Source organism: Blastococcus xanthinilyticus, assembly GCF_008124835.1.
Taxonomy (GTDB): Bacteria; Actinomycetota; Actinomycetes; order Mycobacteriales; family Geodermatophilaceae; genus Blastococcus; species Blastococcus xanthinilyticus.
The window spans coordinates 62,659-81,382 of sequence record NZ_VNHW01000012.1; the positions used below are offsets into that span (position 1 = coordinate 62,659).

Sequence of the window (18,724 nt, forward strand, 5' to 3'; positions counted from 1 at the left end):
GTCCTGGCCCGTCCGTCCGCCGATCTCTCCGCCGATCTCTTGGAGCACCCCGTGTCGACCCCGCCCTCGCCAACCGCAGTCGGCCCGATCCGGGTGCCGGCCGGGACGACGGCGCAGCAGGCCCTCAAGGAGGCCGGCGTCCCGCTGAAGGGCGCCGACGCCGCCGTCGTCGTCCGGGATCTCGCCACCGGCGAGCTCCGGGACCTCGCCTGGACGCCGGACGCCGACGCCGAGGTCGACGCGGTCGCCGCCTCCAGCGCCGACGGCCGCGCGGTCATCCGGCACTCGACCGCCCACGTGCTGGCCCAGGCGGTGCAGGAGCTGTTCCCGGGCACCCGGCTGGGCATCGGCCCGCCGGTGGAGAACGGCTTCTACTACGACTTCGACCCCGAGCGGCCCTTCACCCCCGAGGACCTGCAGGCGCTCGAGAAGAAGATGACCGAGATCGTCCGCGCCGGGCAGCACTTCTCCCGCCGCGAGATCAGCAACGCCGACGCGCAGGCCGAGCTGGTGCACGAGCCGTACAAGCTCGAGCTCATCGGGCTCAAGGGCGGTGCGGGGGAGGCCGCGGAGGGCGCCGACGTCGAGGTCGGCGGCGCGCAGCTGACCATGTACGACAACCTCGACCCGCGCAGCGGCGAGCGGGTCTGGACCGACCTGTGCCGCGGCCCGCACCTGCCGCGCACGAGCGGCATCCCGGCCTTCTCCCTCACCCGCAGCGCCGCCGCCTACTGGCGCGGCAGCGAGAAGAACCCGCAGCTGCAGCGCGTCTACGGCACCGCCTGGGAGAGCAAGGACGCGCACAAGGCCTACCTCGAGCACCTGGCCGAGGCCGAGCGCCGCGACCACCGCCGGCTCGGCGCCGAGCTCGACCTGTTCAGCTTCCCCGACGAGATCGGCTCCGGCCTGGTGGTGTTCCACCCCAAGGGCGGCGTGGTCAAGCGGGAGATGGAGGACTACGTCCGGGCCCGCCACATCGAGGAGGGGTTCGACTACGTCGGCACCCCGCACATCAGCAAGGGTGGGCTGTTCGAGACCTCCGGCCACCTGCCGTACTACGCCGACACCATGTTCCCGCCGATGGAACTGGAGAACGCCGAGTACTACCTCAAGGCCATGAACTGCCCGATGCACAACCTGATCTTCCGGTCGCGCGGGCGGTCCTACCGCGAGCTGCCGCTGCGGTTCTTCGAGTTCGGCACGGTCTACCGCTACGAGAAGTCCGGCGTCGTGCACGGCCTGACCCGCGTCCGCGGGCTCACCCAGGACGACTCGCACAGCTACGTCACCCCCGAGCAGGCGCCCGGCGAGATCCGGCACCTGCTGGCCTTCGTGCTCGGGCTGCTGCGCGACTTCGGCCTGGACGACTACTACCTGGAGCTGTCGACCCGGGGCGACGACCCGGCGAAGCAGGGGAAGTTCATCGGCTCCGACGAGGAGTGGGCGGTCGCCACGGCGGTGCTCGAGGAGGCGGCGAAGGAGACCGGCCTCGAGCTCGTCCCCGATCCCGGCGGCGCGGCGTTCTACGGGCCGAAGATCTCCGTGCAGGCGCGGGACGCGATCGGCCGCACCTGGCAGATGTCGACCATCCAGTACGACTTCAACCAGCCGGCCCGTTTCGGCCTGGAGTACACCTCCGCCGACGGCGGCCGGCAGCAGCCGGTGATGATCCACTCGGCGAAGTTCGGCTCGATCGAGCGCTTCTTCGGCGTCCTCACCGAGCACTACGCCGGCGCCTTCCCGGCGTGGCTGGCGCCGGTCCAGGCCGTCGGCATCCCGGTCACCGACGAGCAGGTGCCCTACCTGCACGACATCGGCCTCCGGCTGCGGCAGCGTGGCCTGCGCTTCGAGCTCGACGACTCCGACGACCGCATGCAGAAGAAGATCCGCACCGCCAGCAAGCAGAAGGTGCCGTTCGTGCTGATCGCCGGGGCCACCGACGCCGAGGCCGGTGCGGTGTCCTTCCGCTACCGCGACGGCAGCCAGCGCAACGGCATCCCCGTCGACACCGCCGTGGCGGAGATCGCCGCCTGGGTCGCCGCGCGCAGCAACGCCGACCCGACGGCCGAGAACACCGCGGCGTCGGGATGAGCGGCGTCGGGATGGGCGGCGTCGGGACGGGCGGGGTCGGCAGCGGCACCGGGGACGCCGGGGCCTACCGGGTCGCGGTCTCGTCGGACGACGGCGGCCCGGCCGCGGTGTTCGAGCACCTCTGGACGCCGTACCGGATGGCCTACATCCGCGGGGAGAACAAGCCCACCGGCGACCACGACTGCCCGTTCTGCCTGATCCCGGCGATGGACGACGAGGACGGCCTGGTCGTGGCCCGCGGGGGGGCGGTCTTCGCGGTGCTGAACCTGTACCCGTACAACGCCGGGCACCTGATGCTCGTCCCGTACCGGCACGTGCCCGACTACACCGACCTCACCGACGCCGAGGTCGCCGAGCTGGGTGCGTTCACCCAGACGGCGATGCGGGTGGTGCGCGCGGTCAGCGGGGCGCACGGCTTCAACATCGGGATGAACCAGGGCTCGGTCGCCGGGGCCGGGATCGCCGACCACCTGCACCAGCACGCCGTACCGCGCTGGGGCGGGGACACCAATTTCATGCCGGTGGTGGGCCTGACCCGGGTGCTGCCCCAGGTCCTGAAGGAGACCCGGGCGCTGCTGGCCACCGCCTGGGCGCAGGACGACCCCCCGGCGGGGCCCGCGCCCCGGACCCTGCCCGCGGAGGCCTGAGTGCTCGGCGTCAACGCCCGCCCCGCGGTCGCCAAGGTGGTCAACCCCCTGGCCGTCCGGCTGGCCAGGGTCGGCGTCACCCCGGACATGGTGACCATCACCGGCACCGTCGGGGCCATCGCCGGCGCCGCCGGGCTGATCGCCACGGGGCACCTGTTCTGGGGCGCGTTCACCGTGACGGTGTTCGTGCTGCTGGACATGCTCGACGGCGCCCTGGCGCGGCTGCGCGGCGGCGGTTCGGTCTTCGGGGCGGTGCTGGACTCCACCGGTGACCGGGCGGCGGACGCCGCGATCTTCGGCGCGCTGGTCTGGTGGTACTCCGGCGAGGGCGACAACCGGATGCTGGTGCTGCTCGCGCTCCTGTGCCTGGTGCTCGGCGTGCTGACGTCCTACATCAAGGCGCGCGCCGAGGGCATGGGGCTGGCCTGCGACGTCGGCATCGTGGAGCGGACCGAGCGGCTGATCCTGGTGCTCGTCGGCACCGGCTTCACCGGCCTGGAGATCCCCTACGCGGTGCACGTCGCGCTGTGGGTCCTGCTCGTCGGCAGCGCGGTCACGGTGGGGCAGCGCGTGCTCGCGGTGAAGCGGGCGGCCGCCGGCGCGCGGATCGAACCGTGAGCCCCCGCCGCGACCAGCTGCTCGAGCGGCTGGCCGACGCGGGCTACGCCGCCGGGTGGCGGGCGGTGCGCATGCTCCCGGAGCCGGCCGCCCGTGGCCTGGCCGACCTGGCCGGCGGCTGGGCCGCCCGGCGTGACGGGGCCGGCGTCCGGCGGCTGCGGGCCAACCTCCGGGTCGTCACCGGCGGCCGCCTCACCGAGGCCGAACTGGACGAGCTGACCTCCCGGGCGATGCGGTCCTACGCGCGCTACTGGCAGGAGGCGTTCCGGCTCCCGGCCATCGGCCCGGAGCGGATCCTCTCCCGCACCACGGTTCCCGGCGCGGAGCACCTGGAGAAGGCCCGCGCCGACGGCCGCGGCGTCGTGCTGGCGCTGCCGCACAGCGGCAACTGGGACGCCGCCGGCGTCTGGCTCGTCGACTGGCTCGGCGGCCCCTTCATGACCGTCGCCGAACGGCTCCGGCCGGAGTCGCTGTACCGCCGGTTCGTGGCGTACCGGGAGGAGCTGGGGATGCGGGTCGTCCCGCTCACCGGCGGGGACCGGCCGAGCTCGGACGTGCTGCGGGAGTGGGTCGCCGGAGGCGGGTCGGCCTGCCTGCTGGTCGACCGGAACCTCGGGCCCGGTGGCGTGCCGGTGACCTTCTTCGGCCGCCCGGCGACCATGCCGGGCGGGCCCGCGCTGCTGGCGGCCCGCACCGGGGCCGCGCTGCACCCGGTCGTCGGCCGGTTCACCGACGACGGCTGGGAGCACGTCGTGCACCCGGAGGTCCCCGTTGACGGTCCCGGCCGGCTCGCCGAGCGGGTGGCCACGGCCATGCAGGGAGTCGCCGACGCGTTCACCGCGGGCATCGCCGAGCGGCCGGAGGACTGGCACATGCTCGGCCGCATCTGGCCCGACGTGCCCGCCGACCCGCCGCGGGGACGCGCGGGGGCGACCGCCTGATGCGCATCGGCCTGGTCTGCCCGTACCGGTGGGACGTCCCCGGCGGCGTCCAGTACCACGTGCGCGACCTCGCCCAGACCCTGCGCGGCATGGGCCACCACGTCGAGATCCTCACCCCCGCCGAGCGCGAGGAGTCGCTGACCGACCCGTTCATCACCTTCGCCGGCCGGACGGTCCCGGTGCCCTACAACGGCTCGATGGCCAGCCTGCAGTTCGGCCCCGTGTCGGCGGCCCGGGTCCGCCGCTGGCTGCGGGAGGGCCGGTTCGACGTCGTCCACGTGCACGAGCCGGCGACGCCGTCGGTGTCGCTGCTGGTCTGCATGATCGCCACCGGGCCGATCGTCGCGACGTTCCACGCGGCGACCACCCGCTCCAAGTGGCTGGCGGCGGTCGCCCCCCTGGTCCAGCCGTGGCTGGAGAAGATCAGCGGGCGGATCGCCGTCTCCGACTTCGCCCGCAGGGTGCAGGTCGAGCACCTCGGTGGTGACGCGGTCATCCTGCCCAACGGCGTGCACGTGCCCTTCTTCGCCGAGGGCCCCACCCTGCCCGGGTACGGGCGCGGCACCGGCGGCCCACCCACGCTGGGCTTCCTGGGCCGCTACGACGAGCCGCGCAAGGGCCTGCCGGTGCTCCTCCGGGCGCTGCGCACCGTCGTCCAGGAGCACCCGGACGCCCGGCTGCTCGTCGCCGGACGGGGCGACGCCGCGGAGCTCGACCGGCTCGTGGGGGAGGAGCTGCGGCCGCACGTCGCGCTGCTCGGCGAGATCTCCGAGGCGGACAAGGCGGCGATGCTCCGCTCGGTCGACGTCTACGTCGCGCCCAACCTCCTCGGGGAGTCGTTCGGGGTGATCCTCATCGAGGCGATGGCCGCCCGGGCGCCGATCGTCGCCAGCGACCTCGACGCCTTCTCCCGCGTCCTCGACGACGGCGCGGCCGGCGTGCTGGTGCCCCGTGGCGACGCCGCCGCGCTCGGCAGCGCGCTGTGCGACCTGCTCGCCGATCCGGCCCGCCGTGCCGAGCTCGCCGACCGGGGAGCCGCGGTGGCCGGCCGCTACGACTGGCAGGTGCTCACCCGGCGGATCCTGGCGGTGTACGAGACCGTGCTGCCGCCGGACGGCGGCGTGGTGACGGCCGGGCCGGTGGACGACTTCCCGGCCGTTCCGCCGACAGGAACCGCGGCCGGACGTCCCCGGATCCGGCGGCCGCCCCGCTAGCCTCGGCCCGTGACGTCCGAGTTCGTGGTGCTGGTCGCCGCCGGTGTCCTGACCGTGCTGCTCCTGTGGGCCGGCTGGACGCACACCCGGCTGCGCCGCCTGGCCGCCCGCGTCGACCGCGCCTGGGTGGCCCTGGACGCCCAGCTCCGCCGCCGCGCCGGGCTGGCCGAGGAGCTGGCCCGGTTCCACCCCGCCGCCCTGGGTGACGCCGCCGCCGGCGCGCTGGCGGCGGCCGCGGCCGAGGCACGGGCGTCGGCGGGCGGTGACCGGGAGCTCGCGGAGAACGCGCTCGGCCACGTGCTGCGGGAGCTCCCGGCGGAGCTGCCCGCCGTCCCGGCCTCGCTGCGCACCGACCTCACCGGCACGCAGACCCGGCTGGCCCTCGCCCGGCGCTTCTACAACGACGCCGTGCGCGACACCCGGCAGCTCCGCGGCGGACGGTTCCCGCGCTGGACGGGGCTGCACCGGTCCCAGCCCCTGCCGCGGTACTTCGACATCGACGACCGCTGCACCCCGGCTCCACGGAGCGCCGACCCGGTGGGCCGGCCGGGCGCCGGACGCCCGTAAGGTCGCGCGCAACGGATTTCGTTCCCCGGAGGCGGACACAGTGGCAGAGCACCTCGACCCGACCGGCACCGGCATCGGGACCGACCGCGTGAAGCGCGGCATGGCCGAGCAGCTCAAGGGCGGCGTCATCATGGACGTCGTCACCGCCGAGCAGGCGAAGATCGCCGAGGACGCCGGGGCGGTGGCGGTCATGGCGCTGGAGCGGGTGCCCGCCGACATCCGCGCGCAGGGCGGCATCGCCCGCATGAGCGACCCGGACATGATCGAGTCGATCATCGGGGCCGTCTCCATCCCGGTGATGGCGAAGGCGCGCATCGGCCACTTCGTCGAGGCCCAGGTGCTGCAGAGCCTCGGCGTCGACTACATCGACGAGTCCGAGGTCCTCACCCCCGCCGACGAGGCGCACCACATCGCCAAGAGCGCGTTCACGGTGCCGTTCGTCTGCGGCGCGACCGACCTGGGCGAGGCCCTGCGGCGGATCTCCGAGGGCGCGGCGATGATCCGGTCCAAGGGCGAGGCGGGCACCGGCAACGTGGTCGAGGCAACCCGGCACATGCGGTCGATCCGGGCCGGCATCAAGGCGCTGGGCACGCTGGACGAGACCGAGCTGTTCGTCGCCGCCAAGGAGCTGCGCGCGCCGTACGACCTGGTGGCCGAGGTCGCCCGGCTGGGGAAGCTGCCCGTCGTCCTCTTCACCGCCGGTGGCATCGCCACCCCGGCGGACGCGGCGATGATGATGCAGCTCGGCGCCGAGGGGGTCTTCGTCGGCTCGGGCATCTTCAAGTCCGGCGACCCGGCGCAGCGCGCCGCCGCCATCGTGCAGGCGACCACCTTCCACGACGACCCCGACGTCATCGCCAAGGTCTCCCGCGGGCTGGGCGAGCCCATGGTCGGCATCAACGTCGCCACCCTGCCGGAGAGCGAGCGGTACGCCACCCGGGGCTGGTGACGTACGACCCGGGGGCAGGGCCCGACCGCATCGCCGGCCTGGACCTCGCCCGCGGGCTGGCCGTGCTCGGCATGTTCGGGGCCCACCTGCGCGTGGGGGAGGAGCTGACCGCCGACCCGTCGAGCTGGGCGGCGGTCGTCGACGGCCGCTCGTCGATCCTCTTCGCCACCCTGGCCGGCGTCTCGATCGCGCTGCTGTCCGGGCGGTCCCGGCCCGCGGACGGCGTCGACCTGGTCCGCGCCCGGCTGCGGATCACCGTCCGGGCGGCCTGGGTGTTCGCGATCGGTGCGGTGCTGGAGTGGCTGCACACCTTCGTCGCGATCATCCTCGGTGTCTACGCGGTGCTGTTCGTGCTGGCGCTGCCCTTCCTCCGCTGGTCGCCGCGGCGGCTGCTGGTGACCGCAGGGGTCATCGCCGTGGCCGGGCCGCCGCTGGACGCGCTCACCGGCCAGGTCCTGTCGGCCCTGGACGCCGACGGGCACTACGTCGCGGAACTGCTGGTGACCGGCACCTACCCGGCCATGCTGTGGCTGGCCTTCGTGCTGGTCGGGCTGGCCGTCGGCCGGCTCGACCTGGGCGCGGCCGGCGTCCGGGCGCGGCTGGCCGGGGCCGGGGCAGCTGCCGTCGTCCTCGGCTACGGAGGTGGCCGGCTCAGCACCGAGGCCCTCGCCGGCGGCGCGCCGTCCCGCGGCCCGGAGGAGGGCTTCGCCGCCCCGGTGGGGGAGTGGGACGCCATCTGGTTCAGCGGCGCGGAGGCGCACAGCGGCACGACCTTCGAGATCGTCGGCTCCACCGGCGTCGCGGTGCTCGTCATCGCCGCGTGCCTGGTGCTGGCCGACCGGGTGCCGGTCGTCCTCGCCCCGCTGGCCGCCGTGGGTGCGCTGGCGCTGACGGTCTACACCGCGCACATCGTCGTGATCCGGGTGCTGATGAGCCTCGACCCGGCCGCCGTGGAGGGAGCCGGGGCCTGGGTGGTGTTCGCCGTCTGCGCGATGGCCGGTGCCACGGGCTGGCGGGCGGTGTTCGGCCGGGGGCCGCTCGAGCGGCTGCTGACCTGGAGCTCGACCCGCGCGGCCGCCGTCCACCTGCCGGGCTGAACCCCGGCCGCCGTAGCGTGGGCGGACGTGTCCACCGCCCGCCCCGTCGTCGGGGTCCTCGCGCTGCAGGGCGACGTCCGCGAGCACCTGGCCGCGCTGCGCGAGCAGGGCGCCGAGCCGGTCGCCGTCCGCCGCCCCGAGGAGCTGGCGGCGGTCGACGGCCTCGTCCTGCCCGGCGGCGAGTCCACGACGATCGTGAAGCTCGCCGCCCGGTTCGCCCTGCTCGAGCCGCTGCGGGCCGCGGTGCGCGGGGGGCTGCCCGCCTACGGCTCCTGCGCCGGGATGATCCTGCTCGCCGACCGGATCCTCGATGCGCCGCCGGACCAGGAGACCGTCGGCGGGCTCGACGTGACGGTGCGCCGCAACGCCTTCGGCCGGCAGGTGGACTCCTTCGAGTCGGAGGTCGGCCTCGGCCTCGACGGCGGGCCGCTGCGCGCCGTCTTCATCCGGGCGCCCTGGGTGGAGGAGGCCGGCGCCGGGGTCGAGGTGCTCGGCCGGGTCGTCGGCGGGGCGGCCGACGGTAGGATCGTCGCGGTCCGCCAGGGGAACGTGGTGGCCACCAGCTTCCACCCGGAACTGACCGGGGACCGCCGGGTGCACGAGCTGTTCGTCGACATCGTGCGCCGTCACCTGGCCGAGAGGGCCGGCTGCGCTCATTCCGGGGCCGCTGGGGACGAGAGGGGACAGTCGCCGTGAACGAGCGTGCGAGTTCACCAATGGACACAGCGCCGCGGCCGCTCATGCGGACGACGAGCGTCAGCGAGGAGGACTCATGAGTGGCCACTCCAAGTGGGCGACGACCAAGCACAAGAAGGCCGGCATCGATGCCAAGCGCGGCAAGCTGTTCGCCAAGCTGATCAAGAACATCGAGGTGGCGGCCCGCACCGGAGGCGGCGACCCGGCCGGGAACCCGACGCTGTTCGACGCCATCCAGAAGGCGAAGAAGAGCTCGGTCCCCAACGACAACATCGACCGCGCGGTCAAGCGCGGGGCCGGCCTCGAGGCCGGCGGCGTCGACTACCAGGGCATCACCTACGAGGGTTACGCCGCCGGTGGCGTCGCCGTCCTCATCGAGTGCCTGACCGACAACAAGAACCGGTCGGCGATGGAGGTGCGCACCGCGATGACCCGCAACGGCGGCACCATGGCCGACCCGGGCTCGGTGTCCTACCTCTTCTCCCGCAAGGGCGTGGTGGTCGTGCCCGCCGCCGGACACACCGAGGACGACGTGCTCCTCGCGGTGCTCGACGCCGGCGCCGAGGAGGTCCGCGATCTCGGTGACACCTTCGAGGTGGTCAGCGAGCCCGGTGACATGGTCGCCGTCCGCACCGCGCTGCAGGAGGCCGGGATCGAGTACGACTCCGCCGACATGGGTTTCGTGCCCAGCGTCCAGGTGGAGCTCGACGAGGACGGCGCCGGGAAGGTCTTCAAGCTGATCGACGCGCTCGAGGACCTCGACGACGTGCAGAACGTCTACGCGAACTACGACGTGCCCGACGACGTCATGGAGAAGGTCACCGCCGACGCCTGAGCGGAACTCCCGTCCAGCGTGTCGCCGTGCGTCGTCGTCCGCCACGGTTAGCCTCGGTCGAACACCAGTTCGGCTGACGGGAGCGTGACCATGCGGGTGCTCGGCATCGACCCGGGCCTCACCCGGTGCGGGTGGGGTGTGGTCGACGGCCGCCCCGGCGCCCGGCCGACGGCGGTCGGCGTGGGCGTGGTCCGCACCATGCCGGAGCTGGACCTCGAGCTGCGGCTCCTGGAGCTGCACACCGCGGTCACCGCGCTGCTGCGCGAGCACCGGCCCGACGTCGTGGCGATCGAGCGGGTGTTCACCCAGAACAACAAGGGCACCGCCACCGGGACCGCGCAGGCGGCCGGCGTCGCGGCGCTCGCGGCGGCGCAGGCCGACCGGCCGGTCGCCTGGCACACCCCCAGCGAGGTCAAGGCCGCCATCTCCGGCAACGGCCGCGCGGACAAGGAGCAGGTCACCCTCATGGTCACCCGGGTCCTGGGGCTCGCCGCCGCCCCCAAGCCGGCCGATGCCGCCGACGCGCTGGCCCTGGCCGTCTGCCACGCCTGGCGCGGCCCGGCGCAGCAGCGGCTGCGCTCGGCGGCGATCGCCGGCGGCATCGGGGCGCCGGTCCGGGCCACCACCCTGCCGCGCTGGACCGGGGTGGCGGCCCGATGATCGCCAGCGTCCACGGGCGGGTGGCCGCGGTGAGCCCCGACGGCGCCGTGGTGGAGGTGGGCGGCGTCGGCCTGGCGGTGCAGTGCACCCCCGGCACGATCGCCCGGTTGCAGGTGGGGGAGACCGCCCGGCTGGCCACCAGCCTCGTCGTCCGGGAGGACTCCCTCACGCTCTACGGCTTCGCCGACGACGACGAGCGCCAGCTGTTCGAGCTGCTGCAGACGGCGAACGGGGTCGGACCGCGGCTGGCCCAGGCGGTGCTGGCCATCCACCCGCCGCGGGAGGTCCGCCGCGCGGTCTCGCTGGCCGACGTCAAGGCGCTCATGCAGGTGCCCGGCATCGGCAAGAAGGGCGCGGAGCGGCTGATCCTCGAGCTGCGCGACCGGCTCGGCTCCACCAGCGTGGACACGTCGCTGGACGCGCCCGCACCCTCCGGGCTGCCCTCGGTCACCCCGGTCGCCCCGTGGCGGGACCAGCTGACCTCCGCCCTGGTCGGCCTCGGCTGGAGCAGCAGGGAGGCCGAGGGGGCGGTGCTCCAGCTCGCCCCCGTCGCCGACGAGCAGCTCGCCGCCACCGGGAAGGTGGAGGTCGCCGTGCTGCTGCGGCAGGCGCTCCAGCTGCTGGGGCGGTCATGAGCGGGGGAGGTAGGCCGTGAGCGCGCCCTTCGACCGGTCGCTGACCGGTGAGCTGGCCGGGGAGGTGCCGGCCGAGTGGTCGGTGTCCCCGCAGGCCGGCGACGAGGAACGGGTCGTCGAGTCGGCGCTCCGGCCGCACTCGCTGCACGACTTCATCGGCCAGCCGAAGGTCGCCCGCCAGCTCGCGCTGGTGCTCGAGGGCGCGAAGCGGCGGGGGCGCACGCCCGACCACGTGCTGCTCTCCGGGCCACCCGGGCTCGGCAAGACCAGCCTGGCGCTGATCATCGGCTCGGAGCTCGGCACGGCGGTGAAGATCACCAGCGGCCCGGCGATCGAGCGGTCGGGCGACCTCGCTGCGATGCTGTCGAACCTCGCGCCCGGCGACGTGCTGTTCATCGACGAGATCCACCGGATCGCCCGCCCCGCCGAGGAACTGCTGTACATGGCGATGGAGGACTTCCGGGTCGACGTCGTCGTCGGCAAGGGCCCCGGGGCCACGGCGATCCCGCTGGAGATCAACCCGTTCACCCTCGTCGGCGCCACCACCCGGGCCGGCCTGCTCACCGGCCCCCTGCGCGACCGGTTCGGCTTCGTCGGCCAGATGGAGTTCTACGAGACCGCCGACCTGCAGCGGGTGCTGGCCCGCAGCGCCGACCTGCTCGGCGTCGAGCTCACCGCCGACGGCTCGGCCGAGATCGCCGGCCGGTCGCGCGGCACCCCCCGCATCGCCAACCGGCTGCTGCGCCGGGTGCGCGACTACGCCGAGGTCGAGGCCGACGGCCGGGTGACCCGGGCGGTCGCCGAAGCGGCCCTGGCCCTCTACGACGTCGACCACCTGGGGCTGGACCGGCTGGACCGGGCGGTCCTGGAGGCGCTGGTCGCGAAGTTCGGCGGCGGGCCGGTCGGCGTCGCCACGCTCGCGGTCGCGGTGGGGGAGGAGCCGCACACCGTCGAGGAGGTGTGCGAGCCGTTCCTGGTGCGGGCCGGACTGCTGGCCCGCACCCCCCGCGGCCGGGTGGCCACCGAGGCCGCCTGGCAGCACCTGGGCCGGCCGCTGCCGCGCGGCGGCGTCCCGCTCGGTCGGGTCACAGCCGACCCACAGGTCCCGGGGTCGTCGTCAGAAGTGCTGTTCGACGCCTAGACTCCCGGACGCTGGCGCGCAACTCGCAGGCCGGGCCGTGCGCCCCGTCCGGTCGCCGCGCGCGCCGCAACCGACGTACCCGAGCGGTCCCGTCCCGGGCCGCACCCACCGCGATGCACCGGTCGCGGAAGAGAGGCACACCTGTCGTGGAGTACTTCCCGCTGATCATGCTGGCCGTGCTGGCCGTCCTGCTCTTCGTCCTGCCCGCGCGGCAGCGCAAGAAGATGCAGGAGCAGCAGGCGGCCATGCAGGCCTCGCTCGCGGTCGGCACCCCGGTCATGACCACCAGCGGCCTGCACGGCACGGTCGCCGCCAAGGGTGAGAAGACCGTCGACCTGGAGATCGCCCCCGGCGTCGTGGTCACCTTCGCCATCCAGGCGATCCTCGAGGTGCGTCGCCCGGCCGGGGCGACGGCGGTCGACGACGACCCCGCGCGCCCCGCCGACGGCACCGTCTGACCCGGAGGCATTCCGTGGCAAACCGCTCGCTCCCCGCGGGCCGCTACTTCGGCGCCTTCGCGCTGATCGTCGCCCTGCTGTACGGGCTGGTCTTCTTCACCGGCGACACCCGCACCCCGCAGCTGGGGCTGGACCTCCGCGGCGGCACGACCGTGACCCTCGCCGCCCGCACCCCCGACGGCGAGGCGCCGGCCCAGGAGGACCTGGAGCTGGCCCGCCGGATCATCGAGCAGCGGGTGAACGGCCTCGGTGTCGCCGAGGCCGAGGTGGTCACCGAAGGTGACTCGAACATCGTCATCTCCGTGCCCGGTGACGACGGCGAGCAGGCCCGCGAGCTCGGCGCCACCGCGCAGCTGCGGTTCCGCCCGGTGATCGAGGGCCCCGCCCCCGCGGCTGCCGCGGAGGAGGCGCCCGCCGAGGAGACCGAGGGGGCCGAGACCGCCGACGGCAGCGCCGAGGGCGACACCGCCGAGGAGACCGACCCCGCGGCGCCCACCGACGCCGACGACGCCGTCGAGGCGCCCGAGCTGCCCGACCCCGACGCCCCTCCGGTGACGCAGGAGGAGGCGGCCGCGGAGTTCGCGACGCTGACCTGCGAGACCGAGAACGTCACCGGTGACATCGACCGGCCCGAGTCCTTCGTCGCGGCGTGCAGCGAGGACGGCACCGCCAAGTACCTCCTCGGGCCCACGATCATCGAGGGCACCGAGATCGATGACGCCACCGCCGGCACCGAGCAGTCCGACGGCAGCTGGGTCGTCCTGCTGGACTTCCAGTCCGACGGCCTGGCGACGTGGGCGGGCTACACCTCGGCCAACGTCGGCTCGAGCGTCGCGTTCACGCTGGACGGGCGGGTCGTCTCCGCGCCCCGGATCAACAGCGCGATCACGACCAACCCGACCACGATCACCGGTCAGTTCGACCAGGAGTCGGCCACGGAGCTGGCCAACCAGCTGCGCTACGGCGCCCTGCCGCTGACCTTCACCCAGGCGACGGCCCAGTCGATCTCCACCGAGCTCGGCGCGGAGCAGCTCGAGGCCGGGCTGATCGCCGGTGCCCTCGGCATCGCGCTGGTGTTCGTCTACGCGCTCTTCTACTACCGGCTGCTGGGCCTGGTGATGATCGCCAGCCTGCTGCTGTCGGCGGCGGTGGTCTACGCCTGCCTGATCCTGCTGGGCCGGGAGATCGGCTTCACGCTGAGCCTCGCCGGCATCGCCGGGTTCATCGTCTCGATCGGCATCACCGCCGACTCCTTCGTCGTGTACTTCGAACGGCTCAAGGACGAGATCCGCGAGGGCCGGTCGCTGCGCTCGGCGGTACCCCGGGCCTGGGTCCGCGCCCGCCGGACGATCCTCTCCGCCGACGCGGTCAGCTTCCTGGCGGCGGCGATCCTCTACGTGCTGGCGATCGGTGACGTGAAGGGCTTCGCCTTCACCCTCGGCATGTCCACCGTGCTCGACCTGGTCGTCGTCTTCCTCTTCACCCACCCGCTCATGGCCGTGCTCTCCCGGTTCAAGAAGTTCGGCGCGAACCGGTTCTCCGGTCTCGGCCGGGTCGAGCACACCCGCCGTCCGGCGCCGCCCGCCCGCGGCCGGGAGCTCGTCGGCGCCGCGTCCGGGACCGGCCCGCAGGACAGGAGCACCTCATGACCCGCCCGACCGATCCGGACGCCGCGGCGCCGGAGGAGGCCCGCACCGGCGAGGAGGCGCTCGTCGACGCCGGGCTGCCCCAGGACCCGGGCGGCGACGGCGACGCCACGCCTCCGGCCCCGGCGGGTCGCCGGGCCGGGCTGGCACACCGGCTCTACAACGGCGAGGCCGGGCTGGACGTCGTCGGCCGGAGCCGGCTGATCTACAAGGTCACCGCGGTGGTCGTGCTGCTGTGCCTGCTGTCCATGGTGTTCCGGGGGTTCAACTTCGGCATCGACTTCGAGGGCGGGAACAGCTTCCGGCTGCCCGGCTCGGAGCAGCAGCTGCAGGACGCCCGGGCGGCGGCGGAGGACGCCGGCGCCGAGGTCGCCACCGCCCAGGTGGTCGGTGGCAACACCCTGCTGATCCGCACCGAGCAGCTGGACAACGCCGCCGAGCGGGCGGTGGTGGCCGCCCTGGCCGACTCGGTGGGCATCGCGCCCGACGACGTCAGCCCCGAGTCGGTCAGCGCCGAGTGGGGCGGGGACATCACCCAGCAGGCGCTGATCGCCCTCGCCGTCTTCCTGGTCGCGGTGGTGCTGTTCCTCGCCGTGCGGTTCCAGCCCGCGATGGCGGTCGGGGCGATGGTCGCGCTGCTGCACGACATCGTGCTCACCGCCGGCGTCTACTCGCTGATCGGCTTCGAGGTGACGCCCTCGACGGTGATCGGCTTCCTCACCATCCTCGGCTTCTCGCTGTACGACACCGTCGTGGTCTTCGACAAGGTCGACGAGAACACCCGTGACCTGGAGCGCAGCGCCCGCATGACCTGGGGCGAGGCGGCCAACCTGGCGGTCAACCAGACGCTGATGCGGTCGATCAACACCTCGGTGATCGCGCTGCTGCCGGTCGCCGGCCTGCTGTTCGTCGGCGCCGGGCTGCTCGGCGTCGGCACGCTCAAGGACCTCGCGCTGGTGCTCTTCGTCGGCCTGGCCGCCGGCACCTACTCGTCGATCTTCCTGGCGACGCCGATCGTGGCCGACCTCAAGGAGCGCGAGCCCGCGCAGGAGGCGCTGCGGCGCCGGGTGCTGGCCCGCCGGTCCTCGGCGGCACGCACCGGCGCCGGTGCGCCCCCGGCCGGCCCCGTGGCCAGCGCCCGGCGCCGGCGGTCGGCCGGAGGCGGCGGCGTGGCCGTGGCCGAGCTGCCCGAGACCGTGGCCGCCGACGTGGTCGTCGAGTCACCGGCCTCGGTGCGCCCGGAGCCGTCGCGGGGTGCCACCGCGGCACCGCGCCCGGGCGCCCGTCCGCAGCGGCCCGACGGGCGCAGTGGCCCCGCGGGCAAGCGGCGTCGGTGACCGGCGATCCTTCCGGGCCCCCGCTCGACGAGCTGATCGCCGGCCTCACCGTCGACGTCCCCGACCACCCCGAGCCGGGGATCGTCTTCCGCGACCTGACCCCGGTCTTCGCCGACGGCCCGGCCTTCCGCCGGGTGGTCGACGGTCTGGCGGCGCCGGCGCTGTCCGATCCGCGGGCCGCGGCGCTGGCCGGCGCGGGCGCGGGGGACCGGGCGTTCGACGTCGTCGCCGGGGTGGAGGCGCGCGGCTTCCTCCTGGCCGCAGCTGTGGCGCTGGACGCCGGCGTGGGCGTCGTCCCGGTGCGCAAGGCCGGGAAGCTGCCGCGGGAGCGCATCGCGGCCGACTACGCCCTCGAGTACGGCACCGCGACGCTGGAGCTGCACACCGACTCGGTGCGTCCCGGTCAGCGGGTGCTCGTGGTCGACGACGTCCTCGCCACCGGGGGGACGCTGACGGCGGCGGTCGCGCTCGTCGAGCAGCTCGGCGGGGTCGTCGCGGCCGTGGCAGTGGTGGTGGAGCTGGCGGCTCTCGGCGGCCGGCAACGCCTGGCGCCGCACACCGTGCACGCGCTCTGGACCACCTGACCGGGGGAGGTGGCCCGGCGGCGGACATCGCCGGGTGGTCACCTCCCGCTAGCATGGGGGAGGTTCCCCCTCCTCGAGCCGGCAGGAGTAGCCGTGGCCTCCGAAGTAGCCGCTGACGCCGCTCCCGCGCGGCCTGGTGCGGCTCCGGAGGTGCCCGGCGCGGTCGCGGCCCCGCCCGGCGACGCGCCGGTGCGCAGCCCGCTGCCCGAACGCCCCGCGGTCCGCCGGCCCGACGACGTCGGTGCCGAGCCGCTCGACGCCGACTCCGGGACGCCGCGGCGGCGGGTGCGCGACCGGCTCGCCCGCCGCATCGTCGCCGGCCAGCGCAGCGGCCTGGTGCGGCCGGTGCTGGAGCCGCTGGCCTCGCTGCACCGGCAGAGCCACCCCAAGGGCGACCTGGTGCTGCTGCAGCGCGCCTACGACGTCGCCGAGGCTGCCCACGCCACGCAGAAGCGCAAGAGCGGTGACCCCTACATCACCCACCCGCTGGCCGTCGCCACCATCCTGGCCGGCCTCGGGATGGACACCACGACGCTGATCGCGGCGCTGCTGCACGACACCGTCGAGGACACCGGGGTCACCCTGGAGACGATCACCACCGACTTCGGGTCGGAGGTGGCGCACCTCGTCGACGGCGTCACCAAGATCGACAAGGTGAAGCTGGGTGATGCCGCCCAGGCCGAGACCATCCGCAAGATGATCGTGGCGATGTCCCGGGACCCCCGGGTGCTGGTCATCAAGCTGGCCGACCGGCTGCACAACATGCGCACGCTGCGCTTCCTCCCGCCGGAGAAGCAGGAGAAGAAGGCGCGCGAGACGCTGGAGATCCTCGCCCCGCTGGCCCACCGGCTGGGTATGAACACCATCAAGTGGGAGCTCGAGGACCTCGCGTTCGCCACGCTGTACCCGAAGCGGTACGACGAGATCGTGCGGCTGGTGGCCGAGCGGGCGCCGTCCCGGGACACCTACCTGGCCGAGGTCACCACCACGGTCAACGAGCAGCTCAAGGCCGCGAAGATCGAGGCGGTCGTCACCGGCCGGCCGAAGCACTACTACTCGATCTACCAGAAGATGATCGTCCGCGGCCGCGACTTCACCGACATCTGGGACCTGGTCGGCATCCGGATCCTGGTCGACTCGGTGCGCGACTGCTACGCCGCACTCGGCATCATGCACGCCCACTGGCAGCCGGTGCCCGGCCGTTTCAAGGACTTCGTGGCGATGCCGAAGTTCAACATGTACCAGTCGCTGCACACGACGGTGATCGGGCCGCAGGGCAAGCCGGTCGAGCTGCAGATCCGCACGCACGACATGCACCGCACCGCCGAGTACGGCATCGCCGCGCACTGGAAGTACAAGGAGAAGGCGCGCGCCGGGGGCAAGCCCAGCGCCGGGGAGTTCGGCGCACCGCCGAAGGCCGGCTCGCCCGACGACATGCTGTGGCTGCGCCAGCTGCTGGACTGGCAGCGCGAGGCGCAGGAGCCCGGCGAGTTCCTGGAGACCCTGCGCTACGACCTCGGTCCGCAGGAGGTCTTCGTCTTCACGCCCAAGGGCGACGTGGTCAGCCTCCCCGGCGACTCCACGCCGGTGGACTTCGCGTTCGCGGTGCACACCGAGGTCGGGTACCGCTGCATCGGTGCGCGGGTCAACGGTTCACTGGTGTCGCTGGACAGCAAGCTCTCCAACGGCGACGTCGTCGAGATCTTCACCTCCCGGTCGCCGAACGCCGGCCCGTCGAAGGACTGGCTGAGCTTCGTCGGCTCCTCGCGGGCGCGCACCAAGATCCGCCAGTGGTTCACCAAGGAGCGCCGCGAGGACGCCGTCGACGCGGGCAAGGAGGCGCTCACCCGCGCGATGCGCAAGGCGGGGCTGCCGCTGCAGCGGCTGCTCGGCGGTGAGGCCTTGTCGACGCTGGCCAAGGACCTCCGCCACGCCGACGTCACCGCGCTGTTCGCCGCGGTGGGGGAGAGCCAGCTGTCCGCGACCTCGGTGGTCGAGAAGCTGATCGCCGCCCTCGGCGGCAGCGAGGGCGCCACCGAGGACATCGCCGAGACGGCCATCCCGACCCGGCGGCCGGTGGTCCGGCGCTCGGCCGGCGACCCGGGGATCGTCGTGCACGGCATGACCGACGTCTGGGCCAAGCTCGCGAAGTGCTGCACACCGGTGCCCGGCGACGACATCCTCGGCTTCGTCACCCGCGGCGGCGGGGTCAGCGTGCACCGCACCGACTGCACCAACGCGGCGGACCTGCAGAGCAAGCCCGAACGTCTGGTCGAGGTCGAGTGGGCCTCGTCGCCGGGTTCGGTGTTCCTCGTCGCCATCCAGGTCGAGGCGCTGGACCGGCACCGGCTGCTCTCCGACGTCACCAAGGCGCTCGCCGACGAGCGGGTCAACATCCTGTCGGCGTCGGTGCAGACCAGCCGCGACCGCGTCGCCGTCAGCCGGTTCACCTTCGAGCTCGCCGACCCGGCGCACCTGGGCGCGGTGCTGCAGACGGTGCGCAACGTCGACGGCGTCTTCGACGTGGAGCGCGTGACGGCCTAGCTGCCGAACGACGAGAGCGCCGGTCCCCGAACGGGGGGCCGGCGCTCTCGTCGAGGCGGGGGGC

The 18,724-nt window shown here is 74.0% G+C and carries 18 protein-coding genes; all 18 read left to right on the forward strand.

The features are described 5' to 3' along the window. Window positions 1–51: 51 nt before the first annotated feature. The 18 genes from thrS to BD833_RS17605 all read left to right on the forward strand — a co-directional run bounded on the left by thrS (window position 52) and on the right by BD833_RS17605 (window position 18,660). Window positions 52–2,091: a threonine--tRNA ligase gene (thrS, locus tag BD833_RS17520; protein ID WP_166534434.1), complete on the forward strand. Its 2,040-nt coding sequence runs from the start codon at window positions 52–54 to the stop codon at window positions 2,089–2,091. Beyond that, window positions 2,088–2,738 (forward strand): HIT family protein, encoded by a 651-nt coding sequence (locus BD833_RS17525; protein ID WP_208092743.1) that lies wholly within the window; start codon window positions 2,088–2,090, stop codon window positions 2,736–2,738. Before thrS ends, BD833_RS17525 begins: the two co-directional genes overlap by 4 nt. Continuing rightward, window positions 2,739–3,356, forward strand: a complete 618-nt coding sequence (pgsA, locus tag BD833_RS17530; RefSeq protein WP_166534435.1) for a phosphatidylinositol phosphate synthase — start codon at window positions 2,739–2,741, stop codon at window positions 3,354–3,356. Next, window positions 3,353–4,297, forward strand: a complete 945-nt coding sequence (locus tag BD833_RS17535) for a phosphatidylinositol mannoside acyltransferase (RefSeq protein WP_208092744.1) — start codon at window positions 3,353–3,355, stop codon at window positions 4,295–4,297. The genes pgsA and BD833_RS17535 overlap by 4 nt, the downstream gene beginning before the upstream one ends. Further along, the gene (locus BD833_RS17540; RefSeq protein WP_166534436.1) at window positions 4,297–5,511 is read left to right on the forward strand and encodes a glycosyltransferase family 4 protein; all 1,215 of its coding nucleotides are present in this window, start codon (window positions 4,297–4,299) and stop codon (window positions 5,509–5,511) included. The genes BD833_RS17535 and BD833_RS17540 overlap by 1 nt, the downstream gene beginning before the upstream one ends. Window positions 5,512–5,520: 9 nt before the next feature. Then, window positions 5,521–6,078, forward strand: a complete 558-nt coding sequence (locus BD833_RS17545) for a LemA family protein (RefSeq protein ID WP_166534437.1) — start codon at window positions 5,521–5,523, stop codon at window positions 6,076–6,078. Window positions 6,079–6,118: 40 nt separating this feature from the next. Beyond that, on the forward strand, window positions 6,119–7,027 hold the full coding sequence (pdxS, locus tag BD833_RS17550) for a pyridoxal 5'-phosphate synthase lyase subunit PdxS (RefSeq protein WP_166534438.1): 909 nt from the start codon (window positions 6,119–6,121) through the stop codon (window positions 7,025–7,027). Further along, window positions 7,024–8,124: a DUF418 domain-containing protein gene (locus BD833_RS17555; RefSeq protein WP_208092745.1), complete on the forward strand. Its 1,101-nt coding sequence runs from the start codon at window positions 7,024–7,026 to the stop codon at window positions 8,122–8,124. The genes pdxS and BD833_RS17555 overlap by 4 nt, the downstream gene beginning before the upstream one ends. A 27-nt stretch (window positions 8,125–8,151) precedes the next feature. After that, complete coding sequence (pdxT, locus tag BD833_RS17560) at window positions 8,152–8,820, forward strand: pyridoxal 5'-phosphate synthase glutaminase subunit PdxT (RefSeq protein ID WP_166534439.1); 669 nt, start codon at window positions 8,152–8,154, stop codon at window positions 8,818–8,820. A gap of 76 nt (window positions 8,821–8,896) precedes the next feature. After that, the gene (locus BD833_RS17565) at window positions 8,897–9,655 is read left to right on the forward strand and encodes a YebC/PmpR family DNA-binding transcriptional regulator (RefSeq protein ID WP_166534440.1); all 759 of its coding nucleotides are present in this window, start codon (window positions 8,897–8,899) and stop codon (window positions 9,653–9,655) included. Window positions 9,656–9,745: 90 nt separating this feature from the next. Further along, window positions 9,746–10,315, forward strand: a complete 570-nt coding sequence (ruvC, locus tag BD833_RS17570; protein WP_166534496.1) for a crossover junction endodeoxyribonuclease RuvC — start codon at window positions 9,746–9,748, stop codon at window positions 10,313–10,315. After that, entirely contained in the window at window positions 10,312–10,950 is a 639-nt protein-coding gene (ruvA, locus tag BD833_RS17575) for a Holliday junction branch migration protein RuvA (RefSeq protein ID WP_166534441.1), read from the forward strand. The genes ruvC and ruvA overlap by 4 nt, the downstream gene beginning before the upstream one ends. Before the next feature lie 16 nt (window positions 10,951–10,966). Next, window positions 10,967–12,091: a Holliday junction branch migration DNA helicase RuvB gene (gene ruvB, locus BD833_RS17580; protein WP_279536026.1), complete on the forward strand. Its 1,125-nt coding sequence runs from the start codon at window positions 10,967–10,969 to the stop codon at window positions 12,089–12,091. 146 nt (window positions 12,092–12,237) lie between these two features. Then, window positions 12,238–12,549 (forward strand): preprotein translocase subunit YajC, encoded by a 312-nt coding sequence (gene yajC, locus BD833_RS17585; protein ID WP_166534442.1) that lies wholly within the window; start codon window positions 12,238–12,240, stop codon window positions 12,547–12,549. 14 nt (window positions 12,550–12,563) lie between these two features. Next, the gene (gene secD / locus BD833_RS17590) at window positions 12,564–14,198 is read left to right on the forward strand and encodes a protein translocase subunit SecD (RefSeq protein ID WP_166534443.1); all 1,635 of its coding nucleotides are present in this window, start codon (window positions 12,564–12,566) and stop codon (window positions 14,196–14,198) included. Further along, complete coding sequence (gene secF / locus BD833_RS17595; RefSeq protein WP_166534444.1) at window positions 14,195–15,532, forward strand: protein translocase subunit SecF; 1,338 nt, start codon at window positions 14,195–14,197, stop codon at window positions 15,530–15,532. The genes secD and secF overlap by 4 nt, the downstream gene beginning before the upstream one ends. Next, window positions 15,529–16,116, forward strand: coding sequence for an adenine phosphoribosyltransferase (locus BD833_RS17600; protein ID WP_166534445.1), 588 nt, complete (start codon window positions 15,529–15,531; stop codon window positions 16,114–16,116). Before secF ends, BD833_RS17600 begins: the two co-directional genes overlap by 4 nt. 93 nt (window positions 16,117–16,209) lie before the next feature. Continuing rightward, a complete protein-coding gene (locus BD833_RS17605) occupies window positions 16,210–18,660 on the forward strand; it encodes a RelA/SpoT family protein (protein WP_166534446.1) in 2,451 nt (816 codons plus the stop codon). Window positions 18,661–18,724 lie beyond the last annotated feature (64 nt).

Bases quoted from the DNA above. Each gene is read 5' to 3' on its own strand.
- BD833_RS17525 (WP_208092743.1), top strand. From the start codon at position 2,088: ATGAGCGGCGTCGGGATGGGCGGCGTCGGGACGGGCGGGGTCGGCAGC.
- BD833_RS17540 (WP_166534436.1), top strand. From the start codon at position 4,297: ATGCGCATCGGCCTGGTCTGCCCGTACCGGTGGGACGTCCCCGGCGGC.
- BD833_RS17565 (WP_166534440.1), top strand. From the start codon at position 8,897: ATGAGTGGCCACTCCAAGTGGGCGACGACCAAGCACAAGAAGGCCGGC.
- ruvC (WP_166534496.1), top strand. From the start codon at position 9,746: ATGCGGGTGCTCGGCATCGACCCGGGCCTCACCCGGTGCGGGTGGGGT.
- ruvA (WP_166534441.1), top strand. From the start codon at position 10,312: ATGATCGCCAGCGTCCACGGGCGGGTGGCCGCGGTGAGCCCCGACGGC.
- secF (WP_166534444.1), top strand. From the start codon at position 14,195: ATGACCCGCCCGACCGATCCGGACGCCGCGGCGCCGGAGGAGGCCCGC.